At 43.9% G+C, this 25,870-nt stretch carries 27 protein-coding genes; 1 reads left to right on the forward strand and 26 read right to left on the reverse strand.

Annotated elements, in window-relative coordinates; genetic code table 11:
• Positions 1 to 30: 30 nt before the first annotated feature.
• From MKX34_RS19500 to MKX34_RS19610, 23 genes are all read right to left on the reverse strand, one after another.
• A complete protein-coding gene (locus MKX34_RS19500) occupies positions 31 to 498 on the reverse strand; it encodes a flagellar basal body-associated FliL family protein (RefSeq protein ID WP_036688532.1) in 468 nt (155 codons plus the stop codon).
• A complete protein-coding gene (locus MKX34_RS19505; protein WP_036688535.1) occupies positions 495 to 719 on the reverse strand; it encodes a flagellar FlbD family protein in 225 nt (74 codons plus the stop codon). The genes MKX34_RS19500 and MKX34_RS19505 overlap by 4 nt, the downstream gene beginning before the upstream one ends.
• A gap of 89 nt (positions 720 to 808) precedes the next feature.
• Positions 809 to 1,627 (reverse strand): flagellar basal body rod protein FlgG, encoded by an 819-nt coding sequence (flgG, locus tag MKX34_RS19510; RefSeq protein WP_036688538.1) that lies wholly within the window; start codon positions 1,625 to 1,627, stop codon positions 809 to 811.
• Between the two features lie 104 nt (positions 1,628 to 1,731).
• Positions 1,732 to 2,115, reverse strand: coding sequence for a TIGR02530 family flagellar biosynthesis protein (locus tag MKX34_RS19515; protein ID WP_036688541.1), 384 nt, complete (start codon positions 2,113 to 2,115; stop codon positions 1,732 to 1,734).
• Positions 2,112 to 2,609, reverse strand: coding sequence for a flagellar hook capping FlgD N-terminal domain-containing protein (locus MKX34_RS19520; protein ID WP_036688543.1), 498 nt, complete (start codon positions 2,607 to 2,609; stop codon positions 2,112 to 2,114). The genes MKX34_RS19515 and MKX34_RS19520 overlap by 4 nt, the downstream gene beginning before the upstream one ends.
• A gap of 33 nt (positions 2,610 to 2,642) precedes the next feature.
• On the reverse strand, positions 2,643 to 4,124 hold the full coding sequence (locus MKX34_RS19525) for a flagellar hook-length control protein FliK (RefSeq protein ID WP_076106357.1): 1,482 nt from the start codon (positions 4,122 to 4,124) through the stop codon (positions 2,643 to 2,645).
• Between the two features lie 24 nt (positions 4,125 to 4,148).
• Positions 4,149 to 5,066, reverse strand: a complete 918-nt coding sequence (locus MKX34_RS19530; RefSeq protein ID WP_076106445.1) for a kinesin — start codon at positions 5,064 to 5,066, stop codon at positions 4,149 to 4,151.
• Positions 5,067 to 5,105: 39 nt separating this feature from the next.
• Positions 5,106 to 5,549: a flagellar export protein FliJ gene (gene fliJ / locus MKX34_RS19535; protein ID WP_038571963.1), complete on the reverse strand. Its 444-nt coding sequence runs from the start codon at positions 5,547 to 5,549 to the stop codon at positions 5,106 to 5,108.
• A 9-nt stretch (positions 5,550 to 5,558) separates the two neighbouring features.
• Positions 5,559 to 6,872 (reverse strand): flagellar protein export ATPase FliI, encoded by a 1,314-nt coding sequence (fliI, locus tag MKX34_RS19540; protein ID WP_036688546.1) that lies wholly within the window; start codon positions 6,870 to 6,872, stop codon positions 5,559 to 5,561.
• On the reverse strand, positions 6,865 to 7,713 hold the full coding sequence (locus tag MKX34_RS19545; protein ID WP_036688548.1) for a FliH/SctL family protein: 849 nt from the start codon (positions 7,711 to 7,713) through the stop codon (positions 6,865 to 6,867). Before MKX34_RS19545 ends, fliI begins: the two co-directional genes overlap by 8 nt.
• Positions 7,706 to 8,722 (reverse strand): flagellar motor switch protein FliG, encoded by a 1,017-nt coding sequence (fliG, locus tag MKX34_RS19550; protein ID WP_036688550.1) that lies wholly within the window; start codon positions 8,720 to 8,722, stop codon positions 7,706 to 7,708. The genes MKX34_RS19545 and fliG overlap by 8 nt, the downstream gene beginning before the upstream one ends.
• A 4-nt stretch (positions 8,723 to 8,726) precedes the next feature.
• A complete protein-coding gene (fliF, locus tag MKX34_RS19555) occupies positions 8,727 to 10,313 on the reverse strand; it encodes a flagellar basal-body MS-ring/collar protein FliF (RefSeq protein ID WP_076106359.1) in 1,587 nt (528 codons plus the stop codon).
• Positions 10,314 to 10,347: 34 nt separating this feature from the next.
• Entirely contained in the window at positions 10,348 to 10,659 is a 312-nt protein-coding gene (gene fliE, locus MKX34_RS19560) for a flagellar hook-basal body complex protein FliE (RefSeq protein ID WP_036688553.1), read from the reverse strand.
• Between the two features lie 33 nt (positions 10,660 to 10,692).
• Complete coding sequence (gene flgC, locus MKX34_RS19565) at positions 10,693 to 11,139, reverse strand: flagellar basal body rod protein FlgC (RefSeq protein WP_036688555.1); 447 nt, start codon at positions 11,137 to 11,139, stop codon at positions 10,693 to 10,695.
• Positions 11,140 to 11,145: 6 nt separating this feature from the next.
• Complete coding sequence (gene flgB / locus MKX34_RS19570) at positions 11,146 to 11,553, reverse strand: flagellar basal body rod protein FlgB (protein ID WP_038571975.1); 408 nt, start codon at positions 11,551 to 11,553, stop codon at positions 11,146 to 11,148.
• 390 nt (positions 11,554 to 11,943) lie between these two features.
• Positions 11,944 to 13,344, reverse strand: a complete 1,401-nt coding sequence (hslU, locus tag MKX34_RS19575) for an ATP-dependent protease ATPase subunit HslU (protein WP_076106361.1) — start codon at positions 13,342 to 13,344, stop codon at positions 11,944 to 11,946.
• Between the two features lie 33 nt (positions 13,345 to 13,377).
• A complete protein-coding gene (gene hslV / locus MKX34_RS19580) occupies positions 13,378 to 13,920 on the reverse strand; it encodes an ATP-dependent protease subunit HslV (RefSeq protein ID WP_076106363.1) in 543 nt (180 codons plus the stop codon).
• A gap of 17 nt (positions 13,921 to 13,937) precedes the next feature.
• Positions 13,938 to 15,320: an FADH(2)-oxidizing methylenetetrahydrofolate--tRNA-(uracil(54)-C(5))-methyltransferase TrmFO gene (gene trmFO / locus MKX34_RS19585; protein ID WP_076100371.1), complete on the reverse strand. Its 1,383-nt coding sequence runs from the start codon at positions 15,318 to 15,320 to the stop codon at positions 13,938 to 13,940.
• Between the two features lie 8 nt (positions 15,321 to 15,328).
• Entirely contained in the window at positions 15,329 to 17,428 is a 2,100-nt protein-coding gene (gene topA / locus MKX34_RS19590; RefSeq protein WP_036688567.1) for a type I DNA topoisomerase, read from the reverse strand.
• Between the two features lie 36 nt (positions 17,429 to 17,464).
• Positions 17,465 to 18,583 (reverse strand): DNA-processing protein DprA, encoded by a 1,119-nt coding sequence (gene dprA / locus MKX34_RS19595; RefSeq protein WP_076106365.1) that lies wholly within the window; start codon positions 18,581 to 18,583, stop codon positions 17,465 to 17,467.
• A 225-nt stretch (positions 18,584 to 18,808) separates the two neighbouring features.
• A complete protein-coding gene (sucD, locus tag MKX34_RS19600) occupies positions 18,809 to 19,738 on the reverse strand; it encodes a succinate--CoA ligase subunit alpha (protein ID WP_036688571.1) in 930 nt (309 codons plus the stop codon).
• A 62-nt stretch (positions 19,739 to 19,800) separates the two neighbouring features.
• Positions 19,801 to 20,961 carry an ADP-forming succinate--CoA ligase subunit beta gene (sucC, locus tag MKX34_RS19605; RefSeq protein WP_038571984.1) on the reverse strand — a complete coding sequence of 387 codons (1,161 nt, stop codon included), beginning with the start codon at positions 20,959 to 20,961 and terminating at the stop codon, positions 19,801 to 19,803.
• Positions 20,962 to 21,313: 352 nt separating this feature from the next.
• The gene (locus tag MKX34_RS19610; RefSeq protein ID WP_235219564.1) at positions 21,314 to 21,802 is read right to left on the reverse strand and encodes a MarR family transcriptional regulator; all 489 of its coding nucleotides are present in this window, start codon (positions 21,800 to 21,802) and stop codon (positions 21,314 to 21,316) included.
• Between the two features lie 142 nt (positions 21,803 to 21,944).
• Here MKX34_RS19610 and MKX34_RS19615 point away from each other — a divergent pair, with 142 nt between their 5' ends.
• The gene (locus tag MKX34_RS19615; protein WP_076100366.1) at positions 21,945 to 22,373 is read left to right on the forward strand and encodes an organic hydroperoxide resistance protein; all 429 of its coding nucleotides are present in this window, start codon (positions 21,945 to 21,947) and stop codon (positions 22,371 to 22,373) included.
• Positions 22,374 to 22,743: 370 nt separating this feature from the next.
• Here MKX34_RS19615 and MKX34_RS19620 read toward each other — a convergent pair whose 3' ends face one another.
• From MKX34_RS19620 to MKX34_RS19630, 3 genes are all read right to left on the reverse strand, one after another.
• Positions 22,744 to 24,423, reverse strand: coding sequence for a YifB family Mg chelatase-like AAA ATPase (locus tag MKX34_RS19620; protein ID WP_076297618.1), 1,680 nt, complete (start codon positions 24,421 to 24,423; stop codon positions 22,744 to 22,746).
• Positions 24,424 to 24,631: 208 nt separating this feature from the next.
• Positions 24,632 to 25,141 (reverse strand): metallophosphoesterase, encoded by a 510-nt coding sequence (locus tag MKX34_RS19625; protein ID WP_076100363.1) that lies wholly within the window; start codon positions 25,139 to 25,141, stop codon positions 24,632 to 24,634.
• Positions 25,142 to 25,315: 174 nt separating this feature from the next.
• Positions 25,316 to 25,732 (reverse strand): hypothetical protein, encoded by a 417-nt coding sequence (locus MKX34_RS19630; protein WP_051491578.1) that lies wholly within the window; start codon positions 25,730 to 25,732, stop codon positions 25,316 to 25,318.
• Between the last annotated feature and the right edge of the window lie 138 nt (positions 25,733 to 25,870).

A 25,870-nucleotide genomic window follows, 5' to 3' on the forward strand; every position in this document is an offset into this window, starting at 1 on the left:
CCCCCTATCAAAGAATTATCAGGAATAAAGCTACACAGAAGCCAAAAGGAATTTGGTGATTTCGATCTGAGTAATTTGGCCCTCAGTCAATGTCTTATTGATCAGATTAATAAGCTTACTGCTAAGCTGATCTTTTCCATTCGCTCCATTAAGGTCCTCAGGTTTGGTATCTGCAAGCGTCTTGATAATTATTGGTTTGATTTTGATCTCTTTTATTTTTTCGAATTCTTCCTTTGATTTCGCAGAACTCAGTTGGAAGGCGAAATCTACTTGAAGGATAAAATCGGGATCAGCAAGATTTGTTTTGATATCAATGATCTCTGCCGTCAATTCGACGATTTCATCTGCAGTTAAATGTTTTGTTTCCACATTTTGAACAGCAGCACTTACCTCGTTCGTATCTTTCGGAAAGATCCTGTCCAATAGTAAAAATGCGGCGACCACGATCAGAGTAATCGCTAGTAATATCGTGATGAGCCACGGCATCATCTTTTTCATGTTAGCTCCTCCATTGACTGGATTTTAATGGTGGCAGCATATGTGCCTATGTCCCTGTTATAATCCCGGATCTTCGTAATAACCTCATCGGCTTTTTCGAGAACGATCAGTCTTTTTCCGGTTACGAGCGTAATGTATGTATCCGGGCTTTCTTCTACCATTTCGACCAGTAGGGCATTGATCCACATCGGTGTTCCATTTAATCTTGTTACCGATATCATAACAGGCCTCCTAACAAAATAGGGGGAGGAGTAACTCCCCCACGACTCCGCATGAACCATTTAAGAAAATATAGAATTTATTGATTAAATTAACGCTTCAGGTTTACTACTTCCTGCAGCACTTCATCAGAAGTTGTGATGATACGGGAATTCGCCTGGAATCCACGCTGTGATACGATCATTTCTGTAAATTCATTGGTAAGATCCACATTGGACATTTCCAGCTGTCCAGAGATGATTGCCCCGGTGCCATCTTCTGTATTGTTCGCTGTAGTCGGAACTAGTTCGCCTTCTGCATTCGCATTAAGTGTCATACGATACAGATTGCCTCCGATTTTCTCCAGACCAGATGGGTTAGTAACCTTGGCTACACCAATCTTCACCCCAGCTCCAGTCGTTCCATCTTCCATGGTCTGAACAATTGTTCCATCATTAGAGATAGAAAACGCCGTTACATCGTCACCTAATTGAATGATCCCACCGTCGGAATCTAAAACATGAAGTCCGTCAGCGGTAACAAGATTACGCGCAGCGTCAATGTGGAAATCTCCGGCGCGGGTCAAAAATGCAGTATCTTGATCCTCAGTAAGCTTAACCAGAAAAAAACCATCTCCATCGATACGTAAATCTGTTGGGTTGTTGGTGGTTTGAGCACTACCAGCCAAATGTAGGGTATCTATAGAAGCAATACTAACACCTAGTCCAACTTGTTTCGCATTTACCCCACCTTGACCATCCTCACCCGGTGCAGTAACACCAGAAACGGTTTGGCTCATAATATCCTTGAACATAACACGTCCGGATTTAAACCCGATAGTGTTGACGTTAGCAATATTATTACCGATTACATCAAGCTTAGTTTGAAAGCCTCTCATTCCTGAAACCCCTGAATACATTGATCTTAACATGTTTAATGTCCTCCCAGATTATAGAGTCCTAATAACTTTCCAAGTGAATTGGGACCGCGTCAGTCGGTCAGCGGCCGCCTCGGCTTTCCGTTAGGACCAGCCTATTATGAAATCACTATTGCACTATCGATTTGTGTAAATACATTATCTTTGATCGAGTTACCATCCATAGCAGTAACTACTGTGCGATTAGGAACGCTAACGATAAACGCCAAATCCTTCATTAATATCAAGGATTCTTTACTTCCTTTAGCAGCAGCTTTGTCCACAGCAGATGAAATTTGATCCAGCTGACCGCTACCAAGCTCTATCCCTCTTTGTTCTAGGCGTTTAGCAGCATGATTGCTGAATTTTAATAGTTTCTGTTGCAGCAAACTCTCAAAAGAAGCTTCCCCCGCCACAGACTGCTTAGGCAGCGAAGATCGTTGTAACGTTGTAGAATGCAGGGACGCAGGATACAGCTGGCCTATAGTAAGCCTGTCACTCATATGCTCGCCCCGCTTCCTCCGCTATTCTCCGGAGTATTACTATCTGTACCAGAACCGCTTTCTGGCGTTGCTGCGGCATTCTGAATTTGTGTAATATCGGTTAAAGCAATTCTGTCTTTTCCCACAACCGCATATTGAATACCATTGCTAACAACGATAGATTCAACATTACCTGTCTTAGGCAGCTTTGTGGCGGTGTCTGTCCAAGTAATATCTTTACCAATCAACCCGGATACAGATCCAAGGGACTGATTCATAGCATTAAGCTGAGTAGAGATATTCATCAATTGCTCCACGGATGTAAACTGGGCCATTTGCGCAATAAATTCTTTATCTTCCATCGGTTGCATCGGATCTTGATTTTGCAGCTGAGTAATCAAAATCTTCAAAAACTGATCCTTACCTAAAGTAGAATTACCCGTTGTGCGTGCACTAGAGTCGGGAGTTGTATAATTCCACTGATCTTTAGTAGAGACCGGAACTGTTGTCGCCATAACCACTCACCTCTCTTTCGTTTGTTATTAGAGTTAAGCCTTAGCAGAAAAAGATCCACCTTGGGACTGATCTTCTTGTCCCGCATTTGAAACCCAGTCCTTCCATTCACCATTCAGCTCTGCGGCAAGAACGGCATCACTGGCTTCCTCTCTGCTTTCTTTGGAACGTCTACCCTGCTGTCCACTTCCGGAATTAGGTTGGCGTCCTTCCTGCCCCCATTGCGAATTAAGTGGGGTATTATTTTGCGTAACTTCCAGCTTCTCCACTTGAAGACCCTGAGATTGCAATGCAGCGCGAAGCTGGTTCATTTGTTGCTCCAGCATATCTTTAGCACCGGTATGTTCAGTCATGAACTGGGCAACTAAATGACCATTTTGCATTGTGATCTTAACATCAACTTGTCCGAGATTTTCTGGAAAAAGGGATATAGTCGCTTCAGCGATCCCACCTTTTTGCACAATCTCTAATTTGCCTGTAATGAAACCTGTCATTTCTTGAGCAAATTGCTGAACCGGAACAGGCGCTGCTGGCACTTCAGCCTTCAGCGGTGCTGTAATTCCTCCGCGCAGAGATAACTGACCCGCAGTAACAACCTCATGATCCCCTTCGTTAGCTGTAATTCCTAGCGTGGAATCTAGAGTGGATTCTGTTGACTTCGTTTCCCCGGTTACACCTGTCTTGATTAACGGCGTGTTCGCAGTCTCTGCTTCAGCTTCTTGCACAGTTCCTGAGGTCACTGGCGAGCTGACAACCGTATCATTTTTCACTACAACAGCTTCTCCGGAACGATTGCTCACATTCTGAAGTGTTTTATCCGTTGGATTATTTTTGCTTTCAGTGATAGCGGGCTGTTCTACGGAAGAAACAGAAGCAGCATTCACATTGCTCGTCTTTCCCTTCCCTTTATTAGTGTTAGAGGAGGACTCTTCTAAAAGCGCTGTGAAATTATTCAATAAACTGATTCCCTTAGTTGCTACTTCCTCATTGCCACTCACTGCAGCTTCCTGAATCATAGAAACTAAACTTTGCAGGTCGTCTTGAACTGCAAATCTCAATGTATCAGCATTCTGTGCCAATGGGGACAAGCTTCCAGCCACTTCTGCTTCCGTTGTAGCAGTGCCATCCTCTGCGGCATGGCTTCCAGATAAAAGTGCAGATACCTGAAGAATCCAAGCCTGTAAGGCTACCAACAGAGCAGGATCACTACTGATACTTTCATCCAGCTTCTCAACATCAGCAGCAAGTTTTTCAAGGAGATCACCCTTCTGAGTGTCTTGCCCTGCTTGCTCTTCTCCAGTCGGCTGCACTTCCTTTAACAGGCCTTGCAGCAAAGAAGCTAGATTTGCCAATAGGGGTTCAGCTGGAGTCGACGAGGTGTTGGCATTGCCTCCCATGGTTTGTACCAGGGTTTGAGCAAATGGTGCAGCTGTCGTTGTTGTGCCCGTTGTAGTCGATGTACTCCCATTTACTGCAGTTGTGTTTGCACTCACAAGCGATTGAACGACTAAACTCATTTATTTTTCACCTCCTTTCCCTATCTATTTAGCACCCATCAGACGATTAACAATTTTCGCAGTTTGCGCGCTATCATTTTTAGTCATTTCTCCCAAAATAGATGAACGAACACTATCACTTACGGTATTCATAATCGTCACAACCTTATCAGGGCTAATCTTGTACATTTCTCCTAGTAACGATGCTGCATTAGCAGGAGTCATTGAACTGAAGGTCTGATTCAACTTTTCCTTATCCAAATTCGTACTGGTTGTCGCAGTTGCTGTTGTACCGGCGTCTTTCTTCAATCTAGATTGAAGAGCTGCAACCGCCATGTCACTCGAAGATGTAGTTTCTTTTAACTTTATCGTTACATCTGCAGCTTTTTGCGGATCCATTTTTTCCAAAATCGCAGTTTTACTCGCTTTACTCATGACACTGAAGATCTGCACCATTTCTTCTGTAGTTAAATTCTCCATGATCGGTGCAGCCTTTGAAGCTTTCATGCCCGCATACAGCTTAGCCAAATCAGAAACCTGTTTCTGATAAGGATCCTCAGCTTCTTCTGTGCTTGCCTCTGCGGTTTCAGCTTCCTTCTTCATTCCTTCAATCTGTGACTCTAGCGCCTGAACCTTGGTATCCTGGGCAGTTTTTTCATCTGTAACCTTCTTCAGGTTTTCTTCCTGCTGGGCGAGCTGAGCTTTAAGCTCCTTAATCGTTGTCGCTGAGCTCACTTCCTGCTTTTTGCTTTCTTCCTTCGGTTTAGAAGGATCTGCAGGCGGATCAGGAACCCATTTTTCCAGGATAGGAATTTTATTCGCAACTTCAAGTACATTATTACGAATGTCCATATTAAAAAGCGTCAACAGTACTCCAAGCAGTACTAGCGTGAATATAATCGGTATCATTAAGAATAAGAACCGCTCAAATTTCCCCGCTGACCCTTCATTTTCAAGTTCCATATCATTATCAATATTAGCCACTAGCGGAAACCTCCCGGGTTAGAGGGATTTCATCGCGAAGCGGACGGTTGCCATCTCATCCAGTTCGTTTTGTTCCCGTAAAATCATACTTTGCTGAAACAATGTCTCAGCCTTGTCTTTTGCCTTCAACCATACTTTTTCATCTAAAACCTTAGTGCTTAACTGATCTTGTTTCTTCTGGACTTCTTGATGTGCACGGCTAATGTCCGTATGCTTACGGGCAATGCATTTATCCAGATATTCCACATACTCCTGCATTTCACGAATCTTAACCATAGGTGTCTTTTGCTCTGCGGCATTTTGTAAGGATAGCATGATAGCACTCCGCTGAAAGATGAGTTCATCCAGGCTTCTTTCCTGTGCCTGCAATTCTCCAAGCGCGCTTGAGAGCATCCATTCTGCCTGTGTCTTCTCATTGCCCTTCAAGTCAACGACTTTTTGAAAAGTATAATGAAACCTCATAATACCGAATCAACTCCTTGAGAACTGTGAAATTAAAGACTGTTGAACTTCAGCCAGCGTAACTTTTTCATTCACCTTTTGTTTGGTGAAATCCCATATACTGTCGATAAATTCCATCGACTCGTCGATTTGAGCATTAGAGCCTCTCTGATAAGCTCCAATATTAATCAAATCCTCTGAATCCTTGTAAACGGCCATAAGGCGCTTCACATTCTCCGCTGCTGCAATCTGTTCTTCTGGAGCAATATCCTTCATTACTCGACTTATGCTGGAAAGAACATCTATTGCTGGAAAGTGTCCTTTGTTAGCAATGTTTCGATTGAGTACGATATGTCCGTCAAGTATTCCTCTGACTGCATCTGCGATGGGCTCGTTCATGTCATCACCATCAACCAGTACCGTGTAGAAGGCTGTTATAGAGCCTGTAGGACCTGTACCGGCACGTTCCAGCAGTTTGGGTAAGCTGGCAAACACCGAAGGTGTATATCCCCGCATGGCTGGCGGCTCTCCAACTGCAAGTCCAACTTCACGTTGGGCCATGGCATAACGGGTGACCGAATCCATCATCAGCATTACATTAAGGCCACGATCGCGGAAATACTCGGCAATCGTTGTAGCGATAAGCGCACCTTTTATGCGAATCAAAGCAGGTTGGTCTGAGGTAGCAACAATTACTACGGATCGCTGCAAGCCCTCTGGTCCTAAATCTCGTTCAATGAAATCCAATACTTCTCTGCCACGCTCACCAATCAGAGCAATAACATTTACATCAGCCGATGTATTCCGGGCAATCATCCCCATCAAAGTACTCTTGCCGACCCCCGAGCCAGCAAAAATACCGACCCGCTGTCCCTTGCCAATCGTTAGCAAACCGTCAATCGCTCTCACACCAATACTGATGGGTTCCTGCACCCGCGGTCTATTAAGTGGATTGGAAGGAATATTAAAGGTAGAGCTATGTGGCATTCGTGCTGGAATGAGAGAGCCATCAAGCGGCTGCCCCAGACCATCCAGTACTTTTCCTAATAATTCAGAACCTACTTGCACGCTAAGCGGCTTACCAGTGCCCACTACATCACAACCAGGTCCAATCGCCTGCAGTTCACCAAGTGGCATCAATAGTACCTTGTTATCACGGAAACCAACGACCTCAGCTTGCAGCGGTTTGTTTCCTTTGGAAGGGTAGATGTAGCATACATCACCTATACTTGCGTCAGGGCCTTCCGATTCAACCATTAGACCGATTACCTGCGTCACTTTCCCATTGATCCTCACCGGATCGAGATTACGAAGTTGCTCCTTATAACGGTTGCTATTAAGCATCGTCTTCCCCATTTCTCTGCTCATCGGTGTCCAGCGCAATTCTTACCAGCTCTTTCTTGATCTCTGCGAGCTGAGTGTCGATTCGAGCATCAATGCTGCCAAAGGAAGAGCGGATAACACATCCTTGGTCTTTTACCGTTGAGTCGGGCAAGATTTGCAGTTCAGCCTGTGAATCAACAGCTAGTGATAATTCTTCCCGGGCAGCATTCACAAAAGCGAACTGCGCTGGGGATACACAAAGTGAGATCAAACCCTGTTCTCGCTTACGAGCCAGATTTTTGCGAATTAAGTCCATTGCGAATTGTGGTTCTACCGTTAACTGCTTGTCCACAATTTTCTCTGCAATATCACAGCTTAACTCTACTAAAAAAGGCTCCGCTTCCTGAATAATCACTTCTCTTGCTTTATACGCCTCAGTCAAAACAGCACGCGCTTCTTCCATCATCTCTGCGATCTTATGCTTCATCTCTTCCTCAGCCTGAGAAACACCTTCCTCATAACCTTGCTGATGAGCTTCAGCTTTGATAGCTTCGATCAGATGTTCATCCTGCTCACGCCGTTGTTTCCACCACTCTTCAGCCTCCGCTTTCGAGGACTCTACAATCTGTTCCGCTTCAAGAGATGCATTCCGAACCTGCTCTTCAGCAAAATCCTGAGCGTCCTTAAGCATTTGCTTACGCGTCTCTTCTGCCTCTTCACGTGCGGGATCATGATAGTCAGTCTCGCTTAAAGTCTCCTCGGGAACGGGCTCCTCAGTTAGGCCCGCATATTGCCGGGCCTGTTCCAATCTTTTAAAGACATCAACCGGAACATACTGGGAGTGTTTGATCAGCTTAGACAATGATGTCATCTCCTCCGCCACGAGCGATGATAATTTCACCAGACTCTTCGAGTCTGCGGATCGTACCTACAATACGAGTCTGTGCTTCTTCAACATCACGCAGCCGCACAGGACCCATGTATTCCATTTCTTCTCGGAACGTTTCTGCCATACGCTTGGACATATTTCTGAAAATAACATCCCGTACTTCTTCGCTGGCAACCTTGAGTGCAAGCTGTAAATCCGCATTATCGATATCACGAACAATGCGCTGTATTGAACGATTGTCCACATTAACAATATCTTCAAATACGAACATCCGTTTTTTGATCTCTTCGGCAAGCTCTGGATCTTGAATTTCGAGAGAATCCAGAATCGTACGCTCTGTCCCCCGGTCAACCCCATTCAAGATTTGTACAATTGATTCGATACCACCAGCATTTGTATAATCCTGGGTTACTGTAGCGGAAAGCTTCTGCTCCAGCACACGTTCAATTTGCGTAATTACCTCTGGAGAGGTACTGTCCATCACAGCAATTCTTCTCGCCACCTCTGCCTGTTTCTCTTGAGGAAGCGAGGAAAGGATTGCAGCAGCTTGTTCAAATTGCAGATAAGACAATACAAGTGCAATAGTCTGTACATTTTCATTCTGGATAAAGTTGAGAATCTGATTAGGATCCGCTTTTCGTGCAAAATCGAAAGGTCTTACTTGCAATGTTGCAGTCAGACGATTAATGACCTCCATTGCTTTTGTTGACCCAAGCGCTTTCTCCAGAATTTCCTTAGCGTAGTTAATACCGCCTTGTGATATATATTCCTGGGCGAGGCATATCTGATGGAATTCAGACATGATCGACTCTTTTTCACCGCTGTCCACTTTGCGAACATTGGCAATTTCAAGAGTCAGCTGTTCAATTTCCTCGTCTCTTAAATGTTTGAAAATTTGCGCCGATACCTCGGGCCCTAGTGTGATAAGCAGGATCGCAGCTTTTTGACGGCCACTAAGTCCCTGCTGGCTAGCCTTTGCCATTAGTTCACCTCTGTTCGTCTGCAAGCCATGTACGCAGCAGATTTACGAATTCGTCTGGCTTCTTCTTGGCCAAACTTTCCAATTGCTTACGAACTTGACTTTCATTCGTCACGCTCTCCAAGTTAATAGAAGGAAATTCAGTAGGAACCTGCAATGGAATGTCTTCATCTTCCTCTTCCACAGTCTGTTTACGACTCCGGTAGATTAGATATCCTCCACCTGCTCCAACCAGCAATGCTGCTGCTCCGATAGCCCATATCATCCAAGAAGCGAGACCACCTTTAACGGTGTTGGCATCGGTGCCACCAAATTGTTGCGAGTAGACCGAAACCTTTTTGGTCAAATCAGCGTCTGTATATGTAGTACCTGAATCTGCAAGAGAAGCGCGAACAATATTCACCAAAATATTTTGAATTGCAGCTGATGTTGCATCATCTAAAGTTTTTTCTCCTGAAGGTGGTTCAACTGCAACATTTATGGTTAAGTCTTTAACAGTATACGGACTAGCAATAACATCTTTAGTAATTCGGTTAACTTCGTAGTTCCTCGTTTCAGAAGATTCCTCCGAGGTAGAAGTATCCGCACCCGCATCAGAAGGATAGCCCGTAACATCTTGAGAACCAGTGCCAGCCACTCCGCCAGTCGTGTTTCCTTGACCCGAATACGAATTACTAATTATCTGTGAACTGATCTCAATCCCCTTCATGTTCTCTGTATCCACAGGGGTAACAAGATCTTCCTTCCGGTTTTCCTTGTCAAAGTTCAACTTTGAGAACACAAGAACATCCACTTTATCAGGACCGGTAAGAGTGCTAAGGAATTGTTTCACATTTTTCTTTACTTCTTCTTCGAATTTTTTCTGAAGAGCGAAGTTTTCTTCAACTTGGTTTGTGACACCAGCCTGTCCACCTTTAGCTGTTGGCATTAATTCAATTTCATTATTTGCAATGGTAATGTTGTCAATTGGCAAATTGGGCACAGCAGTTTTCACAAGATTGAAATACCCGTCAATATTGTCTTGAGTAGGTCTAAATCCTGGATCAAATGAAAGCACAACGGATGCAGATGCCTGCTCCTGATCAGCCTGTGAGGCAAAAACTGTCTCTTTAGGCAAATTAATCAGCACTTTTGCATCTTTAATCCCTTGCATGCGTCTCATTAACTGTTCAACTTCACCGTTTAATGCATTATTGTACTTCACGTTAAACTCGCTATCTGTTGTACCAATCATCGATGAGTTTTCATCAAAGACTTTATATCCGATAGAACCACCTTGAACAATCCCCTGAGAACCGATATCCACCTTGACCCGAGCTGCTTCTGTACTTGGTACAGAAATACTCTTTCCATCTTGACTTAATCGGTATGAAACACCTGCTGAATCTAAGGCTTTCATTACTCCAGCCGAATCCGTACTGTCCAAATCTTGAAATGCTACTTCATATTCTGTTTTTGAAAGCTGCATGGTCATAACTACGATTATTATTAGAATGATAAACAATGTTGAAAAGAATAAAATCTTCTGTTTACCACTAAATCTGTTCCAATACAAGAGAACCTTCTCCCGATATTGGGCAAATCTTTCATTCACAGTGTCACCCCATCCGAAACTAAGCTAGGATTTATTATATTTGAGTTCTCATAATTTCTTGATAGGCTTCAATCACTTTGTTCCGGACTTGTGTAGTCAACTGTAAACTCAGTAGAGCCTGTTGGGAAGAAATCATCACTTCGTCAATGTTCACTTCTCCCAATACAAATTTATTACTCATATCCTTAGCTTGTTGTTCCTGATCAGCCACTTTATTGAGCGCATCCTCAAGATAAGAGCCAAAGCTCTCCATCGAATTAGCAGGAGTGGATGAAACTTCGGAAGATGTCGGTTTCATAGCAAGCTGCTGTACAGCCTGAACCCCATTAGATATATTCTGTATCAACTGTTTCCCCCCCTTAAGTTAATTAACATTCATTTATCTACCAATTTCGAGTGCCTTGCTTACCATAGCCTTGGATGCATTAAGCATCGTGACATTGGCATCATAAGAACGAGATGCAGATAACATATCAACCATTTCTTTGGTAATGTCTACGTTTGGCATATAGACATATCCTTCAGCATCCGCATCAGGATGGCTCGGATTGTATACCGGTTTCAATGGTGAAGTATCTTCTATGATCGACTGCACCTTAACCCCTTCATTGCTATTGTTCATTTTCGAATTTAGTATATTCGAGAATTTATTACTTTCGTTCGTTTCCAAAACAACCAACTTACGTCGGTAAGGAACAGCCTTGCCATCAACCACGGATGCTCTTGTAGTTTCAGCGTTGGCTACGTTGGAAGAAATTACATCCATCCGCAACCGTTGAGCCGTTAATGCAGATGCGCTGATCCCAAAACTACTACCAAAGTTCATACTCTCTTATCCTCCTTGAATTACGGCTCGCATCATCGAAATCTGGCTGTTAATCTGTTCAACATAAGAACTATACCTAAGCTGGTTCTCTGCGCTTAACGCCATTTCGCGATCTACATCCACATTATTGTCGTTATTGTTCATAGAGGTAGTTTCATCAGTATTCTCAACAGCAGCGGGAACAATTGTGTTGCTGCCAAATTGATAATGCCGGGTATCCGAAACTTTCGCTCTAAGTGTAGATTGGATTCCACTTTCCTGTTGTTGCAGGATACTTTCGAATGAAACATCAGAACGTTTGAAATTGGGCGTATCTTGATTAGCCACGTTATTTGCTAGAGCACTTTGTCGTTTATAGGCAGCATCAATGCCTCCCTGCAATCGTTGAAAACTGACACTATTCAGCAATCCCAAGACAATTCCTCCTTTCAAAGCTATCATAATGAAAAGAATTCCACAACTTCCATCAAAAAACCTGCTTGCTTTCGACAAATAAAGAAGAAAAATACTCAAAATTTACGGTATTCCGTCGAACGCTGTCGCAATGAATAACATTTAGCATTTTCACATACATTGATTTTCATTTAATTTGTATATTATTACAATAAGAAATAAGCCCTATCTTTTTAGAAAAGACAGGGCTTTTAGCACTTTATTACTATTTATTTACATTTTTAACTCATTATTTTCTTTTTAATTGCATGTTTTGACATATTTTTACGTTTTCACGACACCAATTTGTAATTTATCTAATCCGTTATGCCCAAATTCAAAATACATAGATTTTTTGTTTTTTTTGTCACTTTAAAGAATATACTGACTTAAATCACGATCCTGAGCTATACTTGCCAATTTCTCGCGCACATACTCCGGGGTAATAACCATTTTCTCCAAAGTCAGCTCAGGTGCTTCAAAAGAAAGATCCTCTAACAGCTTCTCCAAAATAGTATGAAGACGCCGTGCACCTATATTCTCCATATTTTGATTCACTGAAGCCGCTATTTTGGCAATCTCATGTATAGCATCCTTCTGGAATTCCACTTCTAAATTTTCTGTTTTAAGCAGATTCACATATTGTTTAGTTAAAGCATTCTCCGGTTCCGTCAAAATAGAAACGAAATCCTCTAACGTTAGACTGCTCAGCTCTACGCGAATCGGAAAACGACCTTGAAGTTCTGGAATCAAATCTGAAGGCTTAGCAATATGGAAAGCTCCGGCAGCCATAAAGAGTACATAGTCCGTCTTCACAGGACCGTATTTCGTCATAATGGTCGAGCCCTCTACAATCGGCAAAATATCCCGTTGCACACCTTCACGCGACACATCCGGTCCAGACCCTTTTCCCTGACTTGCTACTTTATCGATTTCATCGATAAAAATAATGCCTGATTGTTCAGCCCGAGTCACGGATTCCTGGATCACATCATCCATATCAATCAGCTTGGCCGCCTCATCCTGAATGAGTACCTTGCGCGCTTCGCGAATAGGAAGCTTACGTTTCTTCGTCCGCTTAGGCAGCAAATTGCCGAACATCTCTTGCATATTCATACCCATTTGGTCGTTTCCTTGACCTGCAAACATATCCAGCATAGTTGGCGCTGTATCCTCAACATCAATTTCAATGATGTCATCTTCCAGCTGACCAGCCAACAGCTTAAATCTAACCCCACGGCGGCGTTCACTTAGGCTTCCATCCTGCTCAGTGTCTTCTTTAGAGTCCTCTTGTGCAGAATTCCCTCCAAAAATCATCTCGAAAGGATTCTTTTGTGATTTATTTTTGGAAGAGGAAGGTACCAATATAGAAACGATCCGCTCATTAGCCAGTTCTTCCGCACGATCCTTAACCTTCTCGGTGCGCTCAAGCTTCACCATACGAATAGAAGTCTCTACCAGATCACGAACCATAGATTCCACATCTCGACCTACATAACCGACCTCAGTGAATTTAGTAGCCTCCACTTTGATGAACGGTGCATTAACAAGCTTTGCTAGACGCCGGGCGATCTCTGTCTTACCCACACCTGTAGGTCCGATCATCAGGATGTTCTTAGGGACGACTTCATCACGCAGTTCCTCTGCTAGCAGACTGCGCCGATACCGATTACGAAGCGCAACGGCTACCGATTTCTTAGCTTGCTTCTGACCTACGATATATTTATCCAATTCGGCTACAATTTGACGGGGTGTAAGCGATTGATTCACCATCGTGAATTCCTCCTTGTCTCTATGGCACTGAGTCTATAATTGTTCAACAATAATGTTGGAATTAGTGTACACACAAATTTCAGATGCTACCTGAAGCGATTCTCTAGCAATATCCGCAGCGGAAAGATTGGATGCATGACGTTTGAGTGCTCGACCTGAAGCCAGCGCAAAATTACCACCGGAACCAATCGCAAGAACGTCATCATCCGGTTCGATAATTTCACCATTTCCGGAGATCAGGAGCATTCCTTCCTTATCCATAACAATCATCAAAGCTTCAAGCTTCCGAAGAATACGATCTTGACGCCAATCCTTCGCTAATTCAACTGCAGCCCGCTGCAGGTTCCCATGATGCTCCTCCAGCTTGCCCTCGAATTTTTCGAATAGGGTAATAGCATCCGCAACGGACCCCGCAAAACCTGCTATTACTTGTCCTCTGTACAGGCGACGAACTTTTCTGGCCGTCGTCTTCATAATAACACTCTCTCCGAATGTAACCTGTCCATCACCTGCTATAGCTGCCTGTCCGTTATGTCTTACAGCACAAATTGTAGTCGCATGAAAGCTGGGTACCATGATTGTAAGTTACCTCCTTAAGATGGGCTTTGTTCGCTATCGACAACCTCCGGCTCCGAATAAGCGAGTCCTGTACGGTTGGCATACTCGGCAAGACTGTCCAGAGCGCGATGAGCTAACATTTCATTCTTTTCCTTCTTATTGCGGATCTTCTTCTCTACCTTCGGCAACAGACCGAAATTGGCATTCATAGGCTGAAAATGCTCTGGATCGGCTGAAGTAATATAAGCTGGCATGCTGCCTAGAACAGTATCCTGCGGGAAGATCAGTCCTTCCTGTCCGAGTGCTGCCCGTGCAGCATTAATACCAGCTATGAGCCCGGAAGCAGCTGATTCAACATAACCTTCTACACCTGTCATCTGTCCAGCAAAAAAGAGTCTTTCCTTGCCTTTCATCTGATAGGTAGGGTGCAGAAGTTTAGGAGAATTAATAAATGTATTTCTGTGCATCACACCATAACGAACATATTCAGCATTCTCAAGACCTGGGATCAGCGAGAATACACGCTTTTGCTCGCCCCATTTCAAATGGGTCTGAAAACCAACAAGATTGTAAAGTGTGCCGGCAGCGTTATCCTGACGGAGTTGCACAACCGCGTAAGGAAGTTTACCTGTATGCGGATTGATAAGTCCTACTGGCTTCATTGGGCCAAATAACGCTGTTTGCTTGCCGCGTTTCATCATGATTTCGATAGGCATACAGCCCTCAAAGTATATTTCTTTCTCAAAATCTTTGAGTGCTGCTGTCTCAGCAGAAATCAACGCATCATAGAACACGTCGAACTCCTCTTCTGTCATCGGACAGTTCAGATAAGCCGCTTCACCTTTATCATAACGGGAAGCCAAATACACCTTGTTCATATCAATGGTGTCTTTCTCAACAATCGGTGCTGCTGCATCATAGAAGTAGAAATACTCTTCACCCAGCAGCCCTTTTATTTCAGCAGATAATGCCGGTGAAGTTAGTGGGCCCGTTGCAATAACAACAATCCCTTCCTCCGGTATATGCGTAAGTTCTTCATTTATGACTTCAACGAGCGGATGATTATGCAAAGTATGGGTGATCTCACCTGAGAATCCGTCCCGATCTACGGCGAGTGCTCCTCCTGCGGGTACCGCGTGTCGGTCAGCAGCACCTAATACAAGAGAGTTCAAACGCCGCATTTCTTCCTTCAATACACCTACAGCATTTCCTAATCCATTCGCACGCAAGGAGTTGCTGCATACCAGTTCAGCAAATTGATTCGTGTGATGGGCTGGCGTCTTTACTACAGGTCTCATCTCATATAATCTTACCGGTACTCCTAGTGATGCTATTTGCCAAGCGGCTTCGCTTCCTGCGAGGCCCGCTCCAATTACTGTTACTTTTGCTGTATCTGACACTGTCTTTTTTCCTCCCATAGAGACTATTAATCTGCTAATTCTTCTTCGTTGTCTAGAACCGCCTCTGTATGATCACAAGACGTACATTGTAGCTTGGTTCCTTGCTTATTACGTTTCTCAATCATCCAAGATCCACATGATGGACATGGTTTTATAGAAGGTCTATCCCATGAAACGAAATCACAACCAGGGTACTGATCGCAGCCATAGAAAACACGCCCTTTTTTGCTGCGTCGCTCCACAACCTTACCTTCATGACATTTAGGGCAAGTTACGCCAATATCCTTGATAATCGGTTTCGTGTTTCGGCAATCCGGAAAGCCAGAGCATGCTAGGAATTTCCCAAAGCGACCCAGCTTATACACGAGAGGTTTGCCGCATTTCTCACAGATCTCATCAGAGACTTCATCTTCAATCTCAATTTCTTTCATCTCTTCTTCCGCGAATACCAAACGCTTCTCAAACGATTCGTAAAACTCTGCAAGAACCTTTACCCAGTCTTCTGAGCCCTCTTCCACATGGTCAAGATCACCTTCCATGTTCGCGGTGAATTCAACGTTTAGGATTTCCGGGAAAAATTGCTCCATCTGCTCTATAACAAGCTCGCCAAGTTCGGTTGGCATGAATTTTTTCTCTTCAATAGCCACATACCCACGCTTCTGGATGGTTTCCAGCGTTGGGGCATATGTACTTGGACGGCCTATACCCAGCTCCTCAAGCGTCTTTACAAGTCTTGCTTCCGTATATCGTGGAGGCGGTTGTGTAAAGTGCTGCTTAGGCTCGATCTCCTGCTTATTTAAAGCATCTCCCGCTTGAAGCGGCGGCAAATACTTGTCTTCATCTGTAGTTCCGTCATCGTTGCCTTCTACATAAACCTTCATGAACCCGGGGAATGAAACCTTCGAACCAACAGCTCTGAATGTAGCAGTACCTGCAGCAATATCGACCGAAAGCGTATCCAGCAGGGCAGAAGACATCTGACTTGATACGAATCGCTCCCACACTAGCTTGTAGAGACGGAATTGATCACGGCTCAAGAACTCTTTGACCATTTCAGGTTCGCGTAATGCCGAGGTAGGACGAATCGCTTCATGCGCTTCCTGTGCTCCAGCTGCCTTTTTAGAATACTGCCGTGGGGATTCTGGCAAGAACTTCTCACCATACTTAGCTGTTATAAGCTCTTTAGCTTCATCCTGAGCGGTGACAGAGAGACGCGTGGAGTCTGTACGCATATAAGTGATCAAACCTACGGTACCTTCTTTACCGAGTTCCACACCTTCGTATAGCTGCTGTGCAACAGACATTGTCTTAGCGGCACGGAATCCAAGCTTTCGAGCTGCTTCCTGTTGTAGGGAGCTGGTGGTAAAAGGAGCCGAAGGATGACGTTGTCTTTCCTTCTCCTTCACATCACTCACCTTAAAAGATGCGTTCTTAATGGCTTCAAGAACCTCCTGAACATCACTTTCCTGGTTCAGTTCTTTTTTCACACCATTCAGCTTATGAAACTTAGCTTCAAAGACGGAATCCCGGATTCCAAGCTTCGCTGTTATGCTCCAATATTCGGTGGGTACAAAAGCGGAGATTTCATTCTCACGATCCATAATGATCTTCACGGCAACGGATTGTACACGTCCAGCAGATAAACCTTTTTTGACTTTCTTCCATAATAGAGGGCTAATCTTGTACCCTACCAGTCGATCCAGAATACGTCTAGCCTGCTGTGCATTCACGAGATCCATATTAATCTTACGCGGTGTCTTAAAAGCATCTTTTACCGCTTGTTTGGTGATCTCATTAAAAACAACTCTGCATTCTTGTGTATTATCTAAATCCAGCGCATGCGCCAAATGCCAAGCAATTGCTTCCCCTTCGCGGTCAGGGTCAGCTGCGAGATAAACTTTTTTAACTTTTTTACTAGCGTCTTTCAATTCCTTCAATATAGATCCTTTACCGCGGATAGTAATATATTTGGGACTGAAATCATTCTCCACCTCAACACCAATTTGACTCTTCGGTAGATCTCTAATATGTCCCATTGATGCCTTTACAATATATTTACTACCTAGATATTTGCCAATTGTCTTCGCTTTTGCAGGCGACTCGACAATAACTAATGCATCTGCCATAGACTCTTCCTCCTCGTTAACACTCGCACCTCTATATTAAATTACCTTATAAATAGCTCCTGGTAATTGTGTTACCGCTTTTTTTATGATTAAAGATAACAGAACTGAATGCAAATGTCCAAAATCCCATCCTGTTCTTACAAGCAGATCGTCCAATATAAAAGGGCCTTGATGCAGTATATGGTATAGGTGAGACTCCTCATTTGTCAATTTCTTTTCAATCATAAAGTCGTCTGCTGTCTGTTCGGTAGTGCTATTATTCCCTGTTTTTATTACGTTTGTCGGCAAATAAGAAGTATATTCTTCTATAATATCTAATCCACTGGTTACCAGCTTTGCACCCTGTTTGATAAGCTCTAACGCCCCTCTGCTTTTAGGTGATGTAATAGGTCCAGGCACTGCGAAGACATCCCTTCCAGCTTCCAAGGCAGCATCGGCTGTAATAAGTGATCCACTGCGACTGTCAGCCTCCACGACCACTGTCCCCCGTGATAAACCTGCTATGATCCGATTACGCTGTGGAAATAATCCAGGATGACTTTTAGTTCCAAGAGGATACTCTGTGATGACAAGCCCTTCCTGAGAGATACGCCGCTCCAGCTCAATATTCTCAGTTGGATAGACTTTGTCCAACCCTGTTGCCACTACCGCTATCGTCCCTCCACCGCTTCTTAGCGCCGCTTCATGACAAATGCTATCGATCCCCCTCGCAAGCCCGCTAACCACCGTTAGACCTGCTGCACTAAGCTCCTCCGCGAGAATCTCCCCTACCTTTCGTCCATATGCTGTTGGCACACGAGTGCCAACCATCGCCACACTAGGAGTTGATAACAGTTCCAATCGACCTCGATAATAAAGGATCCACGGTGGCTGTGTCGTCTCCTTCAACAAAACAGGATAAGCCGCATCAAACACAGTTACCATCTTCACTGCACATTCTTCCATTAATAAGCGCCTTTTGGCGATCCACTCTAACGTATATATGGAAGCAAGATAATTCGACAGCTTTCTGTTCAATCCGATCGTTTCCCAATCTTTTGCACTACAGGAAAATGCTCGTTCTGACATTAAGCCGGCTCTGCGGATCTTGTCGATACTCTTCCAGCCAATCCCCTCCACTTCATTAAAACCAAACAGCAGATCTTTTTCTTCCATATAAGCTTACTCTCCTTTAATGGAAGGGTTAGCCTTCCCTATTTTGTAACATGAATTTGATGAATGCAATATTATCTTGTAATTCAATATTTTTCTATGTTAAAAAAACAAAAAAAGCAACCTTTCATCCCTTGGATAGGAACAAAAGGTTGCTTACCTCTGAAATAATTATACACGAAAGAAGCCCACTCGCGTAGAGTGAATTCCTTCAATTATATAAAATAATTAATGCGTTGTAAATGCGCTAAGAATACCGCGTTCTTCAAGCACACTCACAAGCGTTGAGCCCATTTCGGCAGGTGTAGGAGCGACCTTGATTCCGCACGATTCAAGTACGGCAATTTTCTCACTCGCTGTTCCTTTGCCTCCGGAAATAATAGCACCCGCATGCCCCATACGTTTGCCAGGAGGGGCAGTAGCACCGCCAATAAACCCTACAACCGGCTTAGTCATATGCTCACGAATCCACTCTGCTGCTTCTTCCTCTGCGGTTCCGCCAATTTCACCAATCATGATGACTGCCTTTGTACCCGGATCCTCATTAAAAAGCTTCAGAATATCAATAAACTCCGAGCCTTTAACAGGGTCTCCGCCAATACCTACAGCTGAAGATTGCCCGATTCCACGCGTGGTCAGCTGATGAACAGCCTCATAGGTTAGAGTTCCGCTGCGCGAGACAACACCTACATACCCTGGCATATGAATATAACCCGGCATAATTCCTATTTTGCATTCCCCAGGAGTGATAACTCCCGGACAGTTGGGTCCGATCAATACAGTAGAGCGCCCCTCCATATAACGGGACACCTTTACCATATCAAGCACTGGAATCCCTTCGGTAATACAAATCACCAAGTCGAGTTCTGCGTCCACGGCTTCCATTATGGAGTCTGCTGCGAATGCTGGCGGTACATAGATTACACTAGCGGTTGCGCCTGTAGCCGCCTTAGCAGCTACAACAGTATCGAATACCGGAAGGCTAACCTCACTGCCATTTTCAAGCGTGATATTGACAGATGTTCCACCTTTACCCGGTGTTACCCCTCCAACCATCTGTGTTCCATAATCCAGCGCACCTTTAGTATGGAACAAACCCGTTGATCCTGTAATTCCTTGCGTGATAACTTTCGTATTTTTATCTACAAGAATGCTCATGCCTTAAGTCACATCCCTACTTATATTGTCAAATACGATAACTGGCTTCCTAAATCAGGCCATTATTGCACAAGAGACACAATCTTACGGGCACCGTCCGCCATAGAATCAGCAGCAACAATATTAAGTCCCGATCCAGCCAAAATCTGCTTGCCTAATCCAACATTTGTTCCCTCAAGACGCACAACCAGCGGTTTGGTCAAACCCAGTTGACTAGCCGCTTCTACAACACCGTTAGCGATAACATCACAGCGCATAATACCGCCGAAAATATTAACAAAAATCCCGTTCACCTTTTCATCCGATAAAATGATTTTAAAGGCTTCTGTTACCTTCTCGGTCGTTGCACCGCCCCCTACATCCAGGAAGTTGGCGGGTTCGCCCCCATAATACTTAATAATATCCATAGTCGCCATCGCGAGACCTGCACCGTTTACCATGCACCCAATATTGCCATCAAGCGCAATATAGCTAAGGTCATACTTCGAGGCTTCGATTTCCTTTAAATCCTCTTCATCCAAATCCCGCAGCTCTAGAATATCCTTATGACGGAACAAGGCATTGGAATCAAAATTCAGTTTGGCATCCAGTGCCATCACATTCCCATCCGCAGTCACTACCAATGGGTTAATTTCGGCAATAGAGCAATCTTTATCCACGAAAGCTAAATATAGCGCTTGCATGAATTTCACAGTTTTGCCTACCAGCTCATTGGGAATAGAGATGCTGTAAGCCAGCTTGCGCGCCTGGAAAGTCTGCAAACCCACTGCCGGATCAATGATCTCTTTAAAAATTTTCTCCGGATGTGTTGCAGCTACTTCTTCAATCTCAGTACCGCCTTCTTCAGAAGCCATCATGACCACTCGGCCAGTTCCTCTGTCAACTACGATACCAATGTAATACTCCTTAACAATTTGACAACCCTCTTCAATGAGCAGTCTTTTTACTACCTTACCCTCCGGTCCAGTCTGGTGAGTTACTAGAGTCTTTCCAAGAATCTCAGTTGCGTAACTACGCACCTCATCGATATTCTTAGCAACCTTTACTCCTCCAGCTTTACCGCGTCCACCTGCGTGAATCTGAGCTTTAACTACAACAACTGGTGTGCTCAGTGACTCTGCGGCTTCTACCGCTTCCTCCACTGTATAAGCTACTTTTCCATTCGGTACGGCTACACCGTACTTCTTAAGCACTTCTTTTCCCTGATACTCGTGGATATTCATAGCGGTAGCCTCCTAAAGTAGCGTGGTGACTAAACAGGCAGCCTGTCGTCATCTCGCTTTCCGTTTTGATTGCCGCGGGGTTAGGGATAGGCTGATGTTATACATGCAGCACTATTCCGGAACCAGCAGAAACTGATCTACCACTCGTAAAAAGAATGGCACTATTTCTGCAAGAGACATTGTGTAAATCTATAAGACTAAGCTTATATTTACCTATATGCCATACAAAGGAACCCAGAATAGTGTAACATGTTTTTAAAACGCTTACCTTAAATATATTCATGATTTGTACACATTTTTTCGCTTGATTTCATGCCGAAATGCGAACGATCGCATTGACTCCTTACTACGCTTACTTTTTACTATCTTGGATATTAGCTTCGTGAACACGATTCAATAAGTCTTTAAACTGATCAAGTAGCTCTATGGATTCATTATTTGTCAGTGTCGTTTCTTCCATCATTTTGCCGGGAATACACACGGCATCACTTTGGAGTGCCCAGCCTTGTTTCGTTAGTGAGATTAATACTTTTCGCTCATCCTGCATCGAGCGTTCACGTATAATTAGGCCTGCGGCTTGCAAGCGCTTCAATAGCGGAGTCAGCGTTCCTGAATCCAAAAATAACGCCTCACCAATCTCTTTCACTGTACATTGCTGCCGTTCCCATAACACAAGCATTACTAGGTATTGGGAGTAAGTTAAACCGATCTTATCCAAATACGGTTGGTACAGCTTTGTAATCTCACGCGAGCAAGCATAAATGGTAAAACAGAGCTGATTCTCGATCAGCAGCTCTGGGGTTGTAGTCATTTTCTGCATATCTTCTTCACTCATTTTCATATTTATTCACCCGCCTTATCTCTTTATTTTATCATAATTCACTCACACATCATAATAATAGCAAAAAATTAATTTGACTTTTATATTAATTGTGATAAATTAGATTGTACACAAACTAATTAATGAATAGGAGAGATTTATTATGATGACAATTCAACAAAAGATGTATGAAACAACAGTTAAAGCGGTTGGGGGAAGAAACGGTTATATAGAATCAGAAAGTCCTAAACTCAACCTTACGATCAGTACACCACGCGAAATGGGTGGCGCCGGTGGTGAAGGTACTAATCCTGAACAATTATTTGCAGCTGGCTACTCCGCTTGTTTTGACAGTGCCCTAAACATGGTTGCTCGACTTGGCAAAGTGAAGATTGAAGGCAGCGAAGTTACGGCTACTGTTAGCTTTGGTAAAGTTGAAGATGGCGGGTTCGGCATTGCGGTTAAGCTTGACGTGCTGGTTAAAGGCGTTGACAGAGAAACCGCAACATCTTTGGTAGAAGCTGCCCATGGCGCATGTCCTTACTCCCGTGCTACTCGTGGCAATATCGAAGTAGAATTGAATGTACTGTAAGAAATTATAGAGAAAAATGTATGTGAAATTCACTAAACGATCTAACCTTCGTTTGAATACGTGGCATTTCGCATTCGAAGTAGCTAACGGACACAGTTGATCTTAAACGCAACTTAATCCCATATTTGGAATGCTATCGGACCTCATGGAAGCTATTGGAATGAAAATCACCCAATATAACCTTCTTCCGAAGGAATAGCGACTCCAGAGTCCGAACCTACGCTCCAAGGGCTAAAAACTTGCAAATAACGTCCTCTAGGTCCGTTCCGTAAACATCAGAGGATAATAATGATTCGGCGGTGTTCGTAACTAACGGTCCATAATATAGAGCAGCGATTCTCCCATAACGGGAATCGCTGCTCTTTTATCTTTATTCCTCCGCTATTACCTGCCGATCCAGATTACGGTATTGCACAGCTTCCGCGAGATGTGCAGAAGAAATATCCTGTGCACCCTCTAGATCAGCTATGGTACGGGATAGCTTAATAATCCGATCATGCGCTCGCATGCTTAGACCTAAATTCTCCAAAATGTCATACAGCATTTGAGCACTCTCTCGGTTTAGGCTCGCATATTTCCGAAGGGAAGCACCGGAAAGTTCACTGTTCCATGAAATCGCAAGTCGTTTGTAACGTTTAGCTTGGATGGCCTGAGCAGCCAACACCTCCGCACGCATATCTGCTGACGATAAAACATGCCCCTGCCGATCCCATTCCTTCGGGCGGGGAACATCAACCTGTAAGTCGATCCGATCCAATAAAGGACCAGATATTTTTGCCCGATATTGGGCAATCCTGGCAGGACTACAGGTACAATTTTGCTGGGAGATACCGCTTCCAAAAAAGCCGCAGCTGCACGGATTCATCGATGCAGCGAGCATGAATTTGGCAGGAAAAGTAAAGGAAGCTCGGGCACGACTTATAGTAACCACCCCATCTTCGAGGGGCTGTCGCAGCACTTCAAGTACATTCCGGGAGAATTCTGGCAATTCATCCAGAAACAGAATACCTCGATGTGCAAGACTTACCTCACCTGGCTTGGGAATTCCGCCCCCTCCAATTAATCCGGCAGAAGATATCGTGTGGTGTGGAGAACGAAATGGACGACTTCGCAGCAAACCGTTGTGTGCATCCTTCAAATTTCCAGCCGCACTAAAAATTTTGGTTACCTCCAGCGCCTCACTGTCCGACAATTGCGGAAGGATACTGGGAAGGCGTTTGATCAGCATCGTTTTGCCTGTGCCAGGTGGACCGATGAGCATAATATTATGCATTCCTGCAGCCGCGATAGTTAGTGCTCTTTTCACATGTTGCTGTCCAAGCACATCACTGTAATCATCCATTATTTCATTCGCTTCGGAAGAAGCAGCCTCAGAATCAGAATATATAGGGTTATATTTGAGATGCTCTACAGAAAGAACAAGCACCGGAGGTTGTTCTTTTGCCCCCGCCCCCATACTCACGGATACAGGAAAAGGAAGTAGTGATCCTTCAGATTCTTCTATAGGAACTAGCTTATCTATAATCGGACCAAAGCTGGCCACAGGTTCAGCAGCATTCACTAACGCTTGCAAATGGTTGAGGGTGTAAACATTCATGCCACTGATTAAAGCAGCTTCTGCCGCATTGCCCTGCGGGAGCAGAACGGCTTTAAACCCGCTTTTACGCGCTGCTTCAACCATCGGCAGCACACCCGATACCGGACGCAGACTGCCGTCGAGCGCAAGCTCTCCAATTAAAAGCATCTCTTGAGCTGAAGGCATAATCAACTGGCCACTAGTTATCAGTATGCCTAAAACAATCGCTAGATCAAAAGCGGAACCTTCTTTACGCAGGTCAGCTGGGGCAAGATTGATCGTAATACGCTGCTGTGGATAGCGGTAACCGCAATTTTTAACGGCAGCCCTAACTCGTTCAACAGCCTCGCGAATTGCTGAATCTGGTAAGCCAATGATATTCGTCTGCGGCAATCCATTTGCAAGATCGATTTCCACACCAATCATTACCCCTTCAATCCCATACAGACACGCGCTAAACATTTTCCCATACATAATAAAAACACCTCATCTCCTGAAATACACCCTAATTTGGGGTGTCATAGCTTCAAGAAAAAAGGTGCTTCCTTATTTTCCAAATACATATTAGCTGTTAAGTACATTATAGAAGTTGTGTCCTAACGCAATCTGTGAGCAATTTATCTTTTAGAATAAGAAATTCAAGTTTTACATAAAAGCGAAAGCGCATCTCTAAAGACCTACATCAATCTCCTTCTTTAACTACGACCGAGTCCCTAATCTGCTCAAAAGTCAACGGTTTATAGTTCCAATGCTCTACACAAATGTTAAAATGATTGTTTCCCTCATATTTTTGCCCATGAATATGGCCGTGCACATTTACGTAAGGCATATGTTTATTCATGTACATAGGCTCATGTGAGAGGAAAAAGAAATCCTTATAAATCAAAGGATATTCACTAACCTCATCAAAACCTGCCTCAAGCCACCAGCTTCGGCTGCGGCCGCGATCATGATTGCCAAGGATCAGGATTTTGTATCCATGCAGCCTGGCCACAATCGCACGAGTCGCCTCCTTATTAAAAAAAGAAAAGTCTCCCAAATGAAATACTTTATCGTCCGGATTCACTACCGAATTCCAACTTTCAATCATAACTTCATTCATTTGCTCTACATCGTTGAAGGGTCTGGATTCAAAATCAATGATCAACTTATGCCCAAAATGATGATCTGATGTGAAAAAAACCTTAGCCATTTGCACCCTCCCTTTGTTCCTATTCTAATGACAGTATGTATGAAAAAAGCTCCGACTACCCATAAACCCTAGGAAATTCGGAGCCCCGAGGACTTTTCCGCCTAATTTCTCACGAAATTATACGTATCATTCTATGTCATGAGGCGATGACGGAATACCTCTTTATTGTTAATGTTACTTTTCCCAGTCGCGCCGCTTACTCGAACGTTTATTAACATCACTCTGAATCAGTTCAGCTAAAGGAGGCGCCTCCTCATTGTCAATAAGCCAGCCACGCATCTCCTTGATCGCTTCCACCTGTCCATTGCCTTTGTCACGCCATGTAAGCAGTTCAATAACTCTAATTACAAGCGCTAAGAGACTACTATTGCTGTTTTGCGACTTTTCAGCCCGGATTTTTTGAAATAACGCTTCATTTTCCCAATCTATTAATATTTCCTCCGCTATAGTGGGCCGCATTACCGTGAAGGTCTTATTGCAATTATCGCAACAGACGACAGATATTGGCTCTGCTTTAAATTTCACTTCAATCTTCTGCTGGCAATATTGGCATGTAAAACTAACCTGCATTTCAGAAGGTTTATTCTTCACTAGACAGCCCTCCTCATGATGACATTAAAAAGTTACTCCTAATGTTTACCCATTTCTTTTGAGAAATGACCCACAGTGCGGAAGGTATGTAAAGACTTTTTTATCAGAACAGCAGTAAATTCATAAAGAATCGCATGA

The organism is Paenibacillus sp. FSL R5-0636 (assembly GCF_037974255.1).
GTDB classification, from domain to species: Bacteria; Bacillota; Bacilli; order Paenibacillales; family Paenibacillaceae; genus Paenibacillus_AQ; species Paenibacillus_AQ odorifer.

What these genes read in the sequence shown, in the direction of transcription:
- MKX34_RS19610 (WP_235219564.1), bottom strand. Translation starts at nt 21,802, where the DNA reads ATGAAAATGAGTGAAGAAGATATGCAGAAAATGACTACAACCCCAGAG.
- sucD (WP_036688571.1), bottom strand. Translation starts at nt 19,738, where the DNA reads ATGAGCATTCTTGTAGATAAAAATACGAAAGTTATCACGCAAGGAATT.
- MKX34_RS19505 (WP_036688535.1), bottom strand. Translation starts at nt 719, where the DNA reads ATGATATCGGTAACAAGATTAAATGGAACACCGATGTGGATCAATGCC.
- hslU (WP_076106361.1), bottom strand. Translation starts at nt 13,344, where the DNA reads ATGGTGAATCAATCGCTTACACCCCGTCAAATTGTAGCCGAATTGGAT.
- MKX34_RS19515 (WP_036688541.1), bottom strand. Translation starts at nt 2,115, where the DNA reads ATGAGTGACAGGCTTACTATAGGCCAGCTGTATCCTGCGTCCCTGCAT.
- flgC (WP_036688555.1), bottom strand. Translation starts at nt 11,139, where the DNA reads ATGAACTTTGGTAGTAGTTTTGGGATCAGCGCATCTGCATTAACGGCT.
- MKX34_RS19620 (WP_076297618.1), bottom strand. Translation starts at nt 24,423, where the DNA reads ATGTATGGGAAAATGTTTAGCGCGTGTCTGTATGGGATTGAAGGGGTA.
- sucC (WP_038571984.1), bottom strand. Translation starts at nt 20,961, where the DNA reads ATGAATATCCACGAGTATCAGGGAAAAGAAGTGCTTAAGAAGTACGGT.
- fliJ (WP_038571963.1), bottom strand. Translation starts at nt 5,549, where the DNA reads ATGAGGTTTCATTATACTTTTCAAAAAGTCGTTGACTTGAAGGGCAAT.
- MKX34_RS19520 (WP_036688543.1), bottom strand. Translation starts at nt 2,609, where the DNA reads ATGGCGACAACAGTTCCGGTCTCTACTAAAGATCAGTGGAATTATACA.
- MKX34_RS19615 (WP_076100366.1), top strand. Translation starts at nt 21,945, where the DNA reads ATGATGACAATTCAACAAAAGATGTATGAAACAACAGTTAAAGCGGTT.
- fliI (WP_036688546.1), bottom strand. Translation starts at nt 6,872, where the DNA reads ATGCTTAATAGCAACCGTTATAAGGAGCAACTTCGTAATCTCGATCCG.
- fliG (WP_036688550.1), bottom strand. Translation starts at nt 8,722, where the DNA reads ATGGCAAAGGCTAGCCAGCAGGGACTTAGTGGCCGTCAAAAAGCTGCG.
- flgG (WP_036688538.1), bottom strand. Translation starts at nt 1,627, where the DNA reads ATGTTAAGATCAATGTATTCAGGGGTTTCAGGAATGAGAGGCTTTCAA.
- MKX34_RS19525 (WP_076106357.1), bottom strand. Translation starts at nt 4,124, where the DNA reads ATGAGTTTAGTCGTTCAATCGCTTGTGAGTGCAAACACAACTGCAGTA.
- topA (WP_036688567.1), bottom strand. Translation starts at nt 17,428, where the DNA reads ATGGCAGATGCATTAGTTATTGTCGAGTCGCCTGCAAAAGCGAAGACA.
- trmFO (WP_076100371.1), bottom strand. Translation starts at nt 15,320, where the DNA reads ATGGGAGGAAAAAAGACAGTGTCAGATACAGCAAAAGTAACAGTAATT.
- MKX34_RS19500 (WP_036688532.1), bottom strand. Translation starts at nt 498, where the DNA reads ATGAAAAAGATGATGCCGTGGCTCATCACGATATTACTAGCGATTACT.
- hslV (WP_076106363.1), bottom strand. Translation starts at nt 13,920, where the DNA reads ATGGTACCCAGCTTTCATGCGACTACAATTTGTGCTGTAAGACATAAC.
- MKX34_RS19530 (WP_076106445.1), bottom strand. Translation starts at nt 5,066, where the DNA reads ATGGAACTTGAAAATGAAGGGTCAGCGGGGAAATTTGAGCGGTTCTTA.
- MKX34_RS19625 (WP_076100363.1), bottom strand. Translation starts at nt 25,141, where the DNA reads ATGGCTAAGGTTTTTTTCACATCAGATCATCATTTTGGGCATAAGTTG.
- dprA (WP_076106365.1), bottom strand. Translation starts at nt 18,583, where the DNA reads ATGGAAGAAAAAGATCTGCTGTTTGGTTTTAATGAAGTGGAGGGGATT.